Origin of the sequence: Ottowia sp. (assembly GCF_047975795.1) — a bacterium.
Classification (GTDB): Bacteria; Pseudomonadota; Gammaproteobacteria; order Burkholderiales; family Burkholderiaceae_C; genus Ottowia.
The window spans coordinates 14,418-27,942 of record NZ_JBKEEE010000102.1 but is presented as its reverse complement, the minus strand read 5'-3'; the positions used below and the strand labels follow the sequence as shown (position 1 = coordinate 27,942).

General features: G+C 63.0%; 12 protein-coding genes and 1 pseudogene. 7 read left to right on the top strand and 6 right to left on the bottom strand.

Features of this window, described 5'->3' with window-relative positions; translation table 11 throughout:
- Positions 1 to 256 precede the first annotated feature (256 nt).
- The gene (locus ACK5NW_RS15305; protein WP_416929610.1) at positions 257 to 664 is read right to left on the bottom strand and encodes a DUF488 domain-containing protein; all 408 of its coding nucleotides are present in this window, start codon (positions 662 to 664) and stop codon (positions 257 to 259) included.
- A gap of 209 nt (positions 665 to 873) precedes the next feature.
- Between ACK5NW_RS15305 and ACK5NW_RS15300 the strand changes: the two are divergent.
- A pseudogene (locus ACK5NW_RS15300) lies at positions 874 to 1,878 on the top strand (alpha/beta fold hydrolase).
- A gap of 248 nt (positions 1,879 to 2,126) precedes the next feature.
- Here ACK5NW_RS15300 and ACK5NW_RS15295 read toward each other — a convergent pair.
- The gene (locus tag ACK5NW_RS15295) at positions 2,127 to 2,990 is read right to left on the bottom strand and encodes a lysophospholipid acyltransferase family protein (RefSeq protein ID WP_416929608.1); all 864 of its coding nucleotides are present in this window, start codon (positions 2,988 to 2,990) and stop codon (positions 2,127 to 2,129) included.
- A gap of 55 nt (positions 2,991 to 3,045) precedes the next feature.
- Positions 3,046 to 3,876, bottom strand: a complete 831-nt coding sequence (locus tag ACK5NW_RS15290; protein ID WP_416929606.1) for a lysophospholipid acyltransferase family protein — start codon at positions 3,874 to 3,876, stop codon at positions 3,046 to 3,048.
- A gap of 181 nt (positions 3,877 to 4,057) precedes the next feature.
- Between ACK5NW_RS15290 and metK the strand changes: the two genes are divergently transcribed.
- Entirely contained in the window at positions 4,058 to 5,239 is a 1,182-nt protein-coding gene (gene metK / locus ACK5NW_RS15285; protein WP_416929618.1) for a methionine adenosyltransferase, read from the top strand.
- Between the two features lie 40 nt (positions 5,240 to 5,279).
- Here the strand turns inward: metK and ACK5NW_RS15280 are convergent, their stop codons facing one another.
- The 3 genes from ACK5NW_RS15280 to ffh form a co-directional block, all read right to left on the bottom strand.
- On the bottom strand, positions 5,280 to 5,867 hold the full coding sequence (locus tag ACK5NW_RS15280; RefSeq protein ID WP_416929604.1) for a C40 family peptidase: 588 nt from the start codon (positions 5,865 to 5,867) through the stop codon (positions 5,280 to 5,282).
- Between the two features lie 180 nt (positions 5,868 to 6,047).
- Positions 6,048 to 6,506, bottom strand: coding sequence for a low molecular weight protein-tyrosine-phosphatase (locus ACK5NW_RS15275; RefSeq protein WP_416929616.1), 459 nt, complete (start codon positions 6,504 to 6,506; stop codon positions 6,048 to 6,050).
- A gap of 71 nt (positions 6,507 to 6,577) precedes the next feature.
- Positions 6,578 to 7,999 carry a signal recognition particle protein gene (gene ffh / locus ACK5NW_RS15270; protein WP_416929602.1) on the bottom strand — a complete coding sequence of 474 codons (1,422 nt, stop codon included), beginning with the start codon at positions 7,997 to 7,999 and terminating at the stop codon, positions 6,578 to 6,580.
- 143 nt (positions 8,000 to 8,142) lie between these two features.
- Here ffh and ACK5NW_RS15265 point away from each other — a divergent pair, with 143 nt between their 5' ends.
- The 5 genes from ACK5NW_RS15265 (at position 8,143) to ampD (ending at position 13,147) form a co-directional block, all read left to right on the top strand.
- Positions 8,143 to 8,952, top strand: coding sequence for a cytochrome C assembly family protein (locus ACK5NW_RS15265; protein ID WP_416929600.1), 810 nt, complete (start codon positions 8,143 to 8,145; stop codon positions 8,950 to 8,952).
- On the top strand, positions 8,949 to 9,179 hold the full coding sequence (locus ACK5NW_RS15260; protein ID WP_416929598.1) for a PP0621 family protein: 231 nt from the start codon (positions 8,949 to 8,951) through the stop codon (positions 9,177 to 9,179). The genes ACK5NW_RS15265 and ACK5NW_RS15260 overlap by 4 nt, the downstream gene beginning before the upstream one ends.
- A gap of 149 nt (positions 9,180 to 9,328) precedes the next feature.
- Positions 9,329 to 10,990, top strand: coding sequence for a two-component system sensor histidine kinase NtrB (locus ACK5NW_RS15255; protein WP_416929596.1), 1,662 nt, complete (start codon positions 9,329 to 9,331; stop codon positions 10,988 to 10,990).
- Positions 10,987 to 12,564 (top strand): sigma-54-dependent transcriptional regulator, encoded by a 1,578-nt coding sequence (locus ACK5NW_RS15250; protein ID WP_416929594.1) that lies wholly within the window; start codon positions 10,987 to 10,989, stop codon positions 12,562 to 12,564. The genes ACK5NW_RS15255 and ACK5NW_RS15250 overlap by 4 nt, the downstream gene beginning before the upstream one ends.
- A complete protein-coding gene (gene ampD, locus ACK5NW_RS15245) occupies positions 12,548 to 13,147 on the top strand; it encodes a 1,6-anhydro-N-acetylmuramyl-L-alanine amidase AmpD (RefSeq protein ID WP_416929592.1) in 600 nt (199 codons plus the stop codon). Before ACK5NW_RS15250 ends, ampD begins: the two co-directional genes overlap by 17 nt.
- The last annotated feature ends 378 nt before the right edge of the window (positions 13,148 to 13,525 follow it).

Sequence of the window (13,525 nt, the reverse complement as noted above, 5' to 3'; positions counted from 1 at the left end):
CGCTTGCGCGTGCGTTTGGCTGCAAGCTCGAATCCAGTGGTGGCAAGGCTTGTCTGTTGCATCGCTCCACTGTCTCAGATCAGGCCGTCATGGGGCTGACTTTTGCAGACCTTCCTTAGATAGCGTTATCACCCATTAAATGACCGCAGGACAGAGCAGGGCAGGCCAGCAAACGCTGTCAGCGCGCTTGCGCCAACAACTGGTGTCTTCTTCTTCCCGCAGCAAGAGGGTGAAGGCGCGTCAGCGCCACAGGGGATCACGTAATGTCCGCCCCACGCTCCAGCAAAAGCGCACGCAAGATGGCGCGGTGACAGCGCGCCTCGTCCTCACAATAGCAGCCAACCGAAAAATTGGCCCCGCGCGACAGCGCCGCCAGCATGTCCAGCGTGCGCGCCGCGTCCGGCTCAGCCATTTCCTTGCGGAACAGGCGCGTGAAGCCATCCCAGGTTTTTTTTGACTGCGCACTGTTCGGGTCAGCATGCGTGGACAGTGCCAGCTTCATCAAATCCGGTGTGGGCGACAGGTTGGGGTACCACACGTCGTACCAGTTGTCGGCGGCAAAGCGCGCCTTGGGCACCCCGCGTGGCGGACGCCGCACCGTGCCGATGCGCACGCCCTCATTCGCCGCGCGTGGGCTGCCAAGCCGAATCACTCGAATCGCCATGATCTGCCTCCTTGAAGGTGCATCAAACGATAGCAGATGACGCGGGCTATTCGCCCCCTGCCTACTCCGCACCTTAGCGACAGCTCGCCCACACTCCACTGACCACAATGGAAGTACCTGACGCAAATGGCATGCACCGCACAACATTAAAAAAATTCGGTGATGCCGATCAATAAATAGTTACAAGCTATTAAATAAGGAGCAAATTAATGATCGACACCTGGCTGGCCGAACTGCCCCACGGCATCACCTTGAGTTGCCGTTCGGTGGGCAAGCGAGGACAACCCGTGCTGATGTTTTTGCATGGCTTTCCCGAGGCTGCCTTTGTGTGAGACGAACTGCTGGCACACTTTGCCCGTCCCGAGCACGGCAGCTTTCGTTGCGTCGCGCCCAATCTGCGCGGTTACGAGCGCAGCAGCAGCCCGCCCGAAATGGACGCCTACCGCGCCAAACATCTGATGCAAGATCTGGCGGCCCTGATCGAGCTGGAATGTGGCGCAGGTGGTGCACTAACCGCCCTGGTGGCCCACGACTGGGGCGGTGCCGTGGCCTGGAACTTGGCGGCTGAGCGGCCGAACTTGATGCAACGCCTGGTCATCATCAATTCACCCCACCCGCAAACCTTTGCGCGTGAGCTGCAAACCAGCCCTGCACAACAGGCGGCCAGCGCTTACATGAACTTCCTGGTGCGCCCCGATGCTGAAGCCCTTTTGGCCGAAAACGACTTTGCACGCCTGTGGCCGTTTTTCGATCTGGCCGGTGCCTCCGGCGCTGAAGCTGCCGTCCAGGCTGCGCGCGCCACCTCACTCAGTCATTTACCCACCGCGCAGGGCTTGCCGCCCGGTGCGGGCTGGATGACCGATGCCCTGCGCCAGCGCTACCGCGCCGTATGGCAAGGCGACGGCAGCGGCCTTGGCGCGGGTCTGGCCGGGCCACTGAATTACTACCGCACCACGCCGCTGCACCCGCCGCGCGACGGCGTACCCGGAGCCAGCGCCGTGCAATTGCCGCCCAACGCCTTCACCGTCCCCCTGCCCACGCTGTTGCTGTGGGCCATGAACGACGCGGCCTTGCTGCCCGATTTGCTGGACGGGCTGGAGCGCTGGGTGCCTGAGGGGCGCATTGAACGCATCGACGGTGCCACGCACTGGGTGGTGCACGAGCAGCCCGCGCTGGTGGCTGAACATATCGGGCATTTTTTGCTATCTGTTTAATAGCTTTTCACGCTTTCTATATCAGCATTGAAGCCGATTTTGATTGATGTTTGACACAAGACATCGCCAGGTACTTCTAGTGTCCTGAGTTGTAAGTTCGTTGAAATGAGAAATCTGCCGAAATCGGTACCAGGCAAGACGCAAAACGCAGCGATACCGGGCGATATCGCGAGGCTTTGCAACGCCGCATGGTGCCGATTCTCGGCGGATTTGTTCAACGAATTTGCAATTCAGGACACTAGTGGGATTCAATACACTGGCGGCACACCCGGTGGTCGGGTCTTGAAGCGCTTGTGCACCCAGTAATACTGCTCGGGCATGGTGGCGATGTAGCCTTGCAGCCGCTGGTTCATCAGCGCCGTGTCGGCCACCACGTCATCAGTGGGAAAGCCCTCCCACACCGGCAGCACTTCGGTGTCATAACCCGTGGGGGTGATGCGCGTGAGCACCGTCAGCACCGGCGCATGGCCCATGCGCGCCAGCCGCGACACCGAAGGCACGGTGGCAGTGGGAATGCCGAAGAACGGCACGAAGATGGATTCTTCCGGCCCCAGATCCATATCCGGCAGCAGGTACAGCAGCACCTTGTCGCGCAAAGCGCGCACCACGGGCTTCAAGCCGTCGGTGCGGGCATAGGCGCGCACGTTGCCAAAGCGCTCGCGGCCACGCCGCATCCAGTCGTCCAGCACCGGGTCGGGCTGTTTGGCGTACACCAGCGCACCGGGGCGCTGCATCTGCGCCATGATGGCGCTGCCGCCCACGTCTAACCCATAAAAATGCGGCGCAAACACGATCACGCCGCTGTCGCGTTCAAACTCGTGCAGCGCACCATGCACGCGCACGCGGCGTTGCAGTAATTCGGGCTTGCCGTGCCACAGCCAGGCGCGATCCAACGCAGCCTGGCAAAAGTACACAAAGCTGCGCCGCGCCATGGCCACGCGCTCGGCCTCTGGCAAATCAGGAAAGCACAGGCGCAGGTTGGTCAAAGCAATGTGCCTGCGTGCACGCGCCAGCACGAACAGCACCCGCCCCAGGCCCGCACCCAGCGCACGCAACCACGGCAAGGGCAGCGGGGCCAGCAGGCACAGCAGCCCGATCACCAGATGCCTCATGTGGACGCGCCTTCATCAGCCGACAGCGCCCAAAAGCGCCCGCGCAAAGCGCCGCTCACAGCTCGGGCCTCGGCGTTTTATAGCGGCCATAACCCCACAGATATTGCTGCGGGCATTCGCGGATCAGGTTTTCCATCTCGCGGTTGATCTGCGTCGTGGCTTCGGTCAAATCATCTGCCAGCGGCTGACTCAAGGGGCGCACATGAAACACAAACCCGCGCCCGGCGGGCAAGCGTTCGCACCAGCAAGGCAGCACGGCGGCACCAGTTTGCAAGGCCAGCCGCGCGGTCAACGTCATGGTGTAGGCCGCACGGCCAAACACCGGCAGCCATTCGCCCATGTCTTCGGGCGGCACCTGATCGGGCAAGATGCCCACCGACTGCCCTGCACGCAAGGCTTTCAGCAAGCGGCGCACGCCCGCCAGCGTGGTGGGCGCGGTTTCCATGCCGGGGCGCTGGCGCGCCGCCTCAATCACCTCCACCACCGCCGGGTGACGCGCGGGCCGGTACATCACGGTGATGGGGCCATGCGCGGCGCTGTAGCCCTCAGCCACCGCCTGCGCCGCCATCTCAAAGCATCCCAGATGCGGTGTAACGAAGATGACGCCCTTGCCTGCGGCGTAAGCCTGTTCAATGTGTTCTTTTCCCTGGATCGACACCGGCACCGCCGGGCCAAACCACACGCGCGGCGCTTCGGCCACCATGCGCCCGGCAGCGGCCACGGCGGGCCGCACCTGCTCAAAGCTGTAGCCTGCCAGCGCCGCATGCTCGGCAAAGCGGCGACGGTAGGTGGGCGATGCCAGCCAGACCAACCAGCCCAGCGCCGCCCCCAGGCGCTGCAACACCGACAGCGGCCAGCCAGAAACAAAGCGAGACAGCGCAAGCATGGTGACTCAGCGAGGCAATTCAAAAATGAACAGTCTGATCGACTAAAATGCACACCCACGTCGCCGAGTTATGGAACTACTTGCAGGGCGACGCAAAAAAGTACTGCTAAAGCGTTCGCCAGTTCTGATTCCAGGTTGTGGCAACGCAGTGTGTAAAACCTAGGAGTTTATTCAAATGGAAATGGCGAACAGTTTTCTCTTCACATCCGAGTCGGTTTCCGAGGGCCATCCTGACAAGGTGGCAGACCAGATTTCCGACGCCATCCTCGATGCACTGCTGGCGCAAGACCCCCGCGCCCGCGTGGCCGCCGAGACGCTGACCAACACCGGTTTGGTGGTGCTGGCAGGCGAAATCAGTGCCAACGCCAACGTCGATTACATCCAGGTGACGCGCGACACGATCGCCCGCATCGGCTACGACAACACCGACTACGGGATCGACCACAAAGGCTGCGCAGTCATGGTCTGCTACGACAAGCAAAGCAACGACATCGCCCAGGGCGTCGATCATGCGTCCGACGACCATCTGAACACCGGCGCGGGCGACCAGGGTCTGATGTTCGGCTACGCCTGCGACGAAACGCCCGAGCTGATGCCCGCCCCGATCTACTACGCGCACCGCTTGGTCGAACGCCAGGCGCAGGTGCGCAAAAGCGGCCAGCTGCCCTTCTTGCGCCCCGACGCCAAGGGCCAGGTGACGCTGCGCTACGTCGACGGCAAGCCGCACTCGATCGACACCGTGGTGCTCTCTACCCAGCACCACCCCGACCAATCCGAGTCCGCCACCAAGATGAAGCCCAGCTTCATCGAAGCCGTGATCGAGGAAATCATCAAGCCGGTGCTGCCCAACGAGTGGCTGAAGGGCACCAAATACCTCATCAACCCCACCGGTCGCTTCGTCGTCGGCGGCCCGCAGGGCGACTGCGGCCTCACGGGCCGCAAGATCATCGTCGACACCTACGGCGGTGCCTGCCCGCACGGCGGCGGTGCCTTCAGCGGCAAAGACCCGACCAAGGTGGACCGCAGCGCCGCCTACGCCTGCCGCTACGTGGCCAAGAACATCGTTGCCGCCGGGCTGGCGCGCCAGTGCCAGATCCAGGTCGCCTACGCCATCGGCGTGGCCGAGCCGATGAACATCACCGTCTACACCGAAGGCACCGGCCAAATCCCCGACCACGAAATCGCCAAGCTGGTGCGCGCTCACTTTGACCTGCGCCCCAAAGGCATCGTGCAGATGCTCGACCTGCTGCGCCCGATCTACAGCAAGACCGCCGCCTACGGCCACTTTGGCCGCGACGAGCCTGAGTTTTCTTGGGAGCGCACCGACAAGGCGGCACTGTTGAAGGCAGAAGCTGGTTTGTAAAAGAAAATTGACATGGGAAAGGCGCTGCTTTGCAAACGCCTCACCCCGCAAACACCCGGCGCGCGCCCAGATAGCGCCGCCCAAAGTAGCGGCTGCCCACGGCATCTTTACGCACGGTGCCGCCGGTGGAAGGGGCGTGCACAAACTGGCCTTGCCCCACGTAGATGCCCATGTGCGAAAACGCGCGGCCCGTGGTGTTGAAAAACACCAGATCACCCCGCTGCAACGCCGCTTCAGTCACCGGCTGGGTGGCGGCGGCCCACTGGGCCGTGCTGCGCGGCAGACGGCGCGCGGCAGCCGCATCGGCAGCCACCAGTTGGCCCACCACGTAATGCACCAGCCCACTGCAATCAAAACCACCGCGCGGCGTATTGCCGCCGTAGGTGTAGGGCGTGTTGATGAGCAGCATGGTGCGCGCCACCAGTTCTTCGCGCCCGGTGGGGTTCAAATCCAGCACGGGTTGCGACGGCGGCACGGGTGCGGCCACAGGTTGCACGCCAGTGCCTTTGCTCGCCGTGGCAGGGCGATCATCATTGGGCGTTGTGGACGTGCGGCGGCCCGGGCTGCTGCCGCATCCGGCCAGTACCAGACTGACACCCAGCCCCAGCATCCAAGGGCGACGCGCCATCAAATGTGTGTGCGGACGGGTATTTGTTTTAAACATTTTTGGCCTCTAACGCAAGCGGAGCTTACGGTAAAAGCTATTTTATAAATAGCAAACTGGTTTGCCAACCTGCCCGTCCAAGAGCGTGTTCAAAGTCTCAGCGTGAGGGGTGTGGGATTCGGATCGGGATGGGCTGCAAAAGGATCAGCGGCCAGCCAGGCGTACCAACAGTTGAGTGCAAGCGTCTTCGGCCAAGTCCAGAACCACATCAAAACCTGCTGCACCGCCGTAGTAGGGGTCAGGCACTTCGCGCACCTGGGCAAAGCGCGGGCTGCAAAAGTCGGTCAGCCGGTGCAGCTTGTGCGCCTGGGCAGGCGGACACAGGGCGCGGGCGGCGCGTTCGTTATGGGCGTCCATCACCAGCACCACATCAAACTCGGCAAAGTCGCTTCGCAGCAGGTGGCGCGCGCGCTGGGCGCTCAAGTCATAACCGCGGCGCGTGGCATGCTCTTGCGCCCGCGCATCGGGCGGCGCGCCGACGTGGTAGTCGTGCGTGCCCGCTGAATCGACCTGGATGCGCGCTGCCAGCCCCGCATCGGCCACTATTTTTTGCAGCACGCCATGCGCCGTGGGGCTGCGGCAGATGTTGCCCATGCAAACCATCAGCACGCGCAACGGCGCGCCACCCGTGCGCCGACTCAGATACGCCAGATCTGGAGAAATATTGGCAGCGCTCAAAACGGTCGCTTGCCGCCCGGCCCCACGCCCGGCGGCAGCGGTGGCATGCCGCCACCACCCAGCAGGCCGCCCAGCGCGTTCTTGCCGCCCATGCGGCGCATCATTTTCATCAGCGCGCCGCCTTTCATCTGCTTCATCATGCCCTGCATCTGCTCAAACTCTTTCAGCAGGCGGTTGACTTCCTGCACCTGCACACCCGCCCCGGCGGCAATGCGGCGCTTGCGGCTGGCTTTGAGCAGCTCGGGCTTGCGCCGCTCCAGCGCGGTCATGCTGTTGATGATGCCTTCTTTGCGGCGCACGTCTTTTTCGGCGCGGTCCAGATCGGCCTCGCTGGCTTTGCCCGCCAGTTGGCTGGGCAGTTTGTCCATCAGGCTGCCCAGGCCCCCCATTTGCTTCATTTGCTGCAACTGACTCAAGAAATCCTGCAAGTCGAAACTGTTGCCTTTCTTGACCTTATCGGCCAGTTTTTTGGCGGCCTCGATGTCCACATTGGCGGTAACCTGCTCAACCAGCGCCACCACGTCGCCCATGCCCAAAATACGGCCCGCGTGGCGCTCGGCATCGAACACCTCCAGCCCGTCGATCTTTTCGCTGACACCGGCAAACTTGATCGGCGCGCCGGTGATCTGCCGCACCGACAGCGCCGCACCGCCGCGCGAGTCACCGTCCATCTTGGTCAACACGATGCCCGTGAGCGGCAGCGCCTCTTTGAACGCCTTGGCGGTGTTGGCCGCGTCCTGGCCCTGCATGGCATCGACCACGAACAGGGTCTCGACCGGGTTCAGCGCGCCATGCAGGGTTTTGATTTCCTGCATCAGCGCCTCGTCAATCGCCAGGCGGCCTGCGGTGTCGACCAGCAGCACATCGTAAAAGTGCTTTTTGGCGTGATCAAGCGCAGCGCGGGCAATGTCCAGCGGTTTTTGCTCCGGCGTGCTGGGGAACCAGTCGGCGCCGGCCTGGGCGGTGACGGTTTTGAGCTGCTCGATGGCCGCCGGGCGGTACACGTCGCCAGACACCGTGAGCACCTTTTTCTTGCGCTTTTGGATCAGGTGGCGCGCCAGCTTGGCGCTGGTGGTGGTTTTGCCCGCGCCTTGCAAGCCCGCCATGAGGATGACCGCCGGGGGCTGCGCCGCCAAATCGATGTCGCTGATGCCCTCGCCCATGGTGGCGGCCAGTTCGCGGTTGACGATGCCCACCAGCGCCTGACCGGGCTTCAGACTGCCCAGCACCTCCTGGCCCATGGCCTTGTCCTTGACGCGGGCCACAAAATCGCGCACCACGGGCAAGGCCACATCGGCCTCCAGCAAGGCCATGCGCACCTCGCGCAACATGTCCTGTACGTTGTCTTCGGTAATGCGGGCCTGGCCGCTGATTTTTTTGACCAGGCTGGAAAGTTTGTCGGTAAGGGCAGAGGCCATGGGCGGGATTCCTGCGCGGTGCGGTGCAATGAAAAGCGCGATTTGAGGTGCCTTGTGATTTGCGCACATAAACTTACCGCACAAACAGGCTGTGGATGGCCATTCAGGCCAAAAACCAGACCCAAACCGCTAAACTTGGACGCATGATTTTAGCCAGCCCCACCCCGGTCAGCCTGCTGCTGGGCGCAGCGGCGGCGCTGGCTTATACCGTGCCCGCGCTGGCCGCACGCGCGCTGGGCGACGTGGCCGCACGGCGCGTGCTGCTGCTGGCCTGGCTGCTGCACGGCCTGCTGCTGGGCTGGAGCCTGCTGGGCAGCGCACCGCGCTTTGGCTTTGCGCCCGCACTGTCGGTCACGGTGTGGCTGGTGCTGACGGTGTATGCCATCGAAAGCCAGCTTTATCCCCGTCTGCGCGCACGCTGGGCATTGGCCGGATTCGGCGCGCTGGCCATCGTGCTGGCGCTGCTGTTTCCGGGCACGCCGCTGCACGTCGATTCATCGCCGCTGCTGCCGCTGCACTGGGCGCTGGGCATCGCCGCCTATGGCCTGCTGGCCGCCGCCGTGGCGCACGGCTGGATGATGTCGCGTGCCGAATCCAACATGCGCCGCGCCACGCAGGCCGCGCCCGAAGGCGTGCCTTTGCTGACACTGGAACGCATCATGTTCCGTTTTGTCGGCGCGGGCTTTGTGTTGCTGACCCTGACCATGGTGGCAGGGCTGTTCTTTGGTGAGCAGCTTTACGGCTCGGCCGAAGGGGCCTGGCGTTGGGACCACAAGCGCGTGTTCACCTTTCTGTCATGGCTTACCTTTGCCACGCTGTTGACTGGGCGATCGTTGTTTGGCTGGCGCGGGCGGCGCGCGGTGCGGGTGCTGTACGTGGGCGCGGCGCTGCTGCTGCTGGGCTACGTGGGTTCACGCTTTGTGCTGGAAGTGATGCTGGAGCGCGCGGCATGAAACTGCTGGCGGTTCTGCTGGCCATTCTGGCGGGGGTCTGGCTGTGGCAGCGCAGCCAGCGCCTGCGCCAAAACGGCGACGGCCGCGCCGCGCCGCGCACGCCCCCTACCTTGCCGATGGTGCGCTGCGCACATTGCGGCACCCACATTCCAGGCAACGAAGTCGTGCCGGGCCACCAAGGCAGCTATTGCAGCGCAGCGCACCGGCGCGACGCGGAGGGTGCATGAAGCCCACCGCCCCACAGCCAGATCAGCCCACGTGGCTTGACAGCCCACCGCAGCCCGCCCCTCGTACGGCGCGGTCAAGTGGTACCGGAGGGGCTGCCACTCCTGCGTCCCCATCAAATCCTGCATTTGCGCGGTTGTGGACCAGCTTCATGTCAGCGCGCGTCCTGATTGCCGTGGCCATTTTGGCCCTGCTGCTGAGTTTGAGCCACAACAACACCCACGCCATGCCCGATTGGCTTTTGTGGCTGGCGGGCGGCTTCACGGTGGTCACCGTGCTGGTGCGCTGGTTGGCCCGCCCGCAAGGGCCAGGGCGGGCTTTTGATGCACAGTGGTTTTATACCGCAGGTGTTGACTTGGCCTACTTCATCACCTTGCACGCCCAGCAGGCCACCACCATCAATTACACCCCATTGCTGGCCTTACCGGTGCTGATGACGGCCACCTTAGGCTCACGCGCACTGGCCTTGGGCACCGCCACGCTGGCCACTTTGCTGCTGCTGGGCAACGCCGCGTGGAGCGCCAGTGTGTCGTCGTTCGAGGGCACAACCGGCATTGCCCAGGCCGGGTTGACGGGGGCAGGCTTGCTGCTGGTGTCTTTACTGACCAACCAGTTGTCCATGCGCTTGGCGCGTGAAGAAACCGTGGCCCGGCGCAGCCGCAACGAAGTGCAAACCCAGGCCCTGGTCAACACCCTGGTGATCGAAGCCTTGCCCGAAGGCGTGCTGGTGGTGGAGCCAGACTACACCGTGCGCGCAGCCAATCCGGCGGCGCAACTGCTGCTGGGGATCGACCATGAAGTCACTCCCGATCGCTTCAGCCTGCTGGACAATCCGGCCTGGGTGCAGTTGATGCATGTGGCGCGCATCACCTTGGCCGACGGACCGATTGACGCCACCGAAATCACCTTGCACCACGAAGACCGCCACAGCAGCCACCTGCAAGTCAGAACCGAGCGCACGCCTGCATTGGGTGAAGGCGGCAGCAGCCTGTGCGTGATGTTCTTGCAGGATTTGCGCGAGATGGAAGCACGCCTGCGCACCGAAAAACTGGCCGCCATGGGCCGCATGTCGGCCGCCGTGGCGCACGAAATCCGCAACCCGCTGGCCGCCATCAGCCAGGCCAACGCCTTACTCGAAGAAGACCTGCGCAGTCCCGCACAACAGCGCCTGACCGCCATGGTGCGGCAAAACGCCGAGCGGCTGGGCCACATCGTGAACGACGTGCTGGACATCGCCCGCGTACAAGGCACGTCTGACGCAGACAGCCACGCCATTCAAGCACTGCCGCTGGACGAAGAAACCGAAGCTTTTTGCAACGAATGGGCACAGCAGCACCAGGCGGGTGCCCGGCTGCGCATCGACCTTCAAGCGCCGCAAAAGCACGTGCAGTTCGCACGCGAACATCTGCGCCGTATTCTGGTCAACCTGCTGGACAATGCCGCGCGCTACGCCAGCCAAACCACCGCCGCCATCGAAGTGGCCACGCGCGCCACACGCCACGGCCCCATCGCACTGATGGTCTGGAGCGATGGCGCACCCATAGAGGCGTCGGTGCGCCGCCATTTGTTTGAACCCTTTTTCTCGTCCGAAGCCCGATCCAGCGGACTGGGCCTGTTCATCTGCCGCGAGCTGTGCCAACGCCACGGCGCCAGCATCACGCACGAGCGCACAGTCCGCACGCTGATCGATCGCACATCGCCTGACCCAACATCACCCGATCACCTTGTGGAAGGCAACGAATTTCTCGTCCACTTCCGCCGTGCCCATGGCCCGCACTCCATGCTGGAAGCCCAGGAGCAAGACCACGTATGAGCACCGATTCGCCTGACCTTTCCACCGCCCACATTCTGGTCATCGACGACGAGCCTGATCTGCGCACTCTGTATGAGCTGGCCCTGCTGCGCGAAGGCCACCAGGTGCAGTCGGCAGGGTCTGTGGCCGAGGCCCGTGCGCAACTGGCTGACCAAGTGTTCGATCTGGTTATCACCGACATGCGCCTGCCCGATGGCCTGGGGCTGGATCTGCTGCGCGAGGCCGCACAAAGCAGACGCAACGAGCGCTGGATCATGGTCACCGCCTATGGCTCGGCCGAAACAGCGGTGGAAGCGCTCAAATCCGGCGCGTTCGATTACCTGACAAAACCCGTCGATCTCAAGCAACTGCGCTCGGTCGTCCACTCGGCCCTGTCCGCACCGATGCAATCCACGCAACCCGCCCAGCCAGTACCTGTTGCGCCTGGCCAGGCACCCTCTGTATCTGCTCCCTCCCCCTCATCCGCCTCTGTTGCATCAGCCGCGCCCGCGCCTCAAAAAGCAGCCCCATCACTTTCTACAGACAAAGGCACCGCCGCGCTAGAGCGGCTGGTGGGCGAATCAGCGGTCATGCGCAACGTCAAACAGCGCATCGCCAAAGTGGCGCGCAGCATGGCCCCGGTGCTGGTGCATGGCGAGTCCGGCACCGGTAAAGAACTGGTGGCCAACGCCGTCCATGCGTGCAGCCACCGCAGCGACGGGCCTTTTGTGCCCGTCAACTGCGGGGCCATTCCCGAAAATCTGCTGGAAGCCGAATTTTTTGGCGCGCGCAAAGGCTCTTACACTGGTGCCACCCAGGATCGGGAAGGTTTTTTTCAGGCCGCGCGCGGCGGCACGCTGTTTCTGGACGAAATCGGCGACTTGCCCCTGGCCATGCAGGCCAAGCTGCTGCGCGCCATCCAAGAGCGGCGTGTGCGCCCCTTGGGCGAAACGCTGGAAGAAGCGGTGGATGTGCGCATCGTCAGCGCCACGCACAAGGATCTGGCCGCAGAAGTCCATGCCGGGCGCTTTCGCCAAGATCTTTATTACCGCCTGAACGTGATCGAAATCGTAGTGCCGCCTTTGCGTGAGCGCCGCGAAGACCTGCCCGCGCTGTGCGATGCGCTATTGGCGCGCATTGCCAAAGAAACCGGTTCATCCCTCATCGAGATCAGCGAACGGCGGTGGGAAAAAATCATGGCATCCCCACTCGAAGGCAATGTGCGCGAGCTGGAAAATCTGCTTCACCGCGCCATCGCCTTGAGTGAGGGCGGCGGAGACTCAGGCTTTGGCAGCCTGCCTTCAGCCACTGCCGCCCCCCCCGGGCCACCTGAGACATCCGCCCAATCCGCACCTCCTGTCATCGACGAGGGCCTTATGGACGCGGGATCACTGCCGGACGATCTGACCGCCTGGCTCGACGCCCAGGAACGCCACGTCCTGGTGCGTGCACTGAACGAAACCGGCTTCAACCGTACAGCCGCAGCCGCTCGGTTGGGCCTGAATCTGCGCCAGATACGTTACCGCATGGCGCGCCTGGGTATCACAGCCCCCGGCAGCGGTGATGATCAAGCCGACGATGCCGCCGACAACTGAAACCCAGCCGCCTTGGCAAGGCGGTTGGTACCGCGCGGCCCAGGCGCAGCCGTCTGCCAACTTCGGGCCGCGCCCGGCAGACGCGCGCATCAGCCTGATCGTGGTGCACTCCATCAGCCTGCCGCCGGGCATCTATGGCACCGGCCACGTACAAGCCTTGTTCACCAACCAACTCGACTGGGACGCCCACCCCTACTTCCAGCAAATACGGGGGCTGGAGGTCTCGGCGCATTTTTATATCCAGCGCGATGGCGCGTTGTGGCAATTTGTCAGCACCCATGACCGCGCCTGGCATGCGGGCGCTTCTGCATGGCGCGGCCGCCCCAACTGCAACGACTATTCAATCGGTATTGAGCTAGAAGGTCTGGAAGGCCAGTTTTTTGAGGCTGCGCAATACGAACAGCTGGCCGCCCTGTGTCAAACCATCGCTGCGCATCACCCTATTGATGCCATCACCGGGCATGAGCATATTGCGCCTGGACGAAAGTTCGACCCCGGTTCAGGCTTCGACTGGGATTTGTTCATCCAGCGGCTTGATCCCTCATCACGTCACCTTGTTCAGCCCGAATCATCCAGCACTTGAGCGCTATCACTTGAGCGCTGCTGCCCGATCGTCACCACGCCATGCGTGTCGGCCACCCAGGTTGTCCATGTGTCATATGCACTCCATCCACATCAATTCGATGCCTTGTTGCAACACATCACAGACAAACATATGGAGCAATGCTTTGCATTTCATAGCATTGCTCCCATAATCGGAGCATCAGAGAAATTACCTTGGCTTTGGTAAAGAACACCTCTCGTCAACGCCATCACCGATTCGCACAGTGCAGTCACTCAAATCAGCAGCTCCTTCTCGACGCTTTGACGTCTCAGAGTGCTGCGCCCTCGTTCATGGCCATGAAGTCATGCTTCATGACCATGAATCGCTTCGCCCATGATCGAAAAACATGCGAAGCGT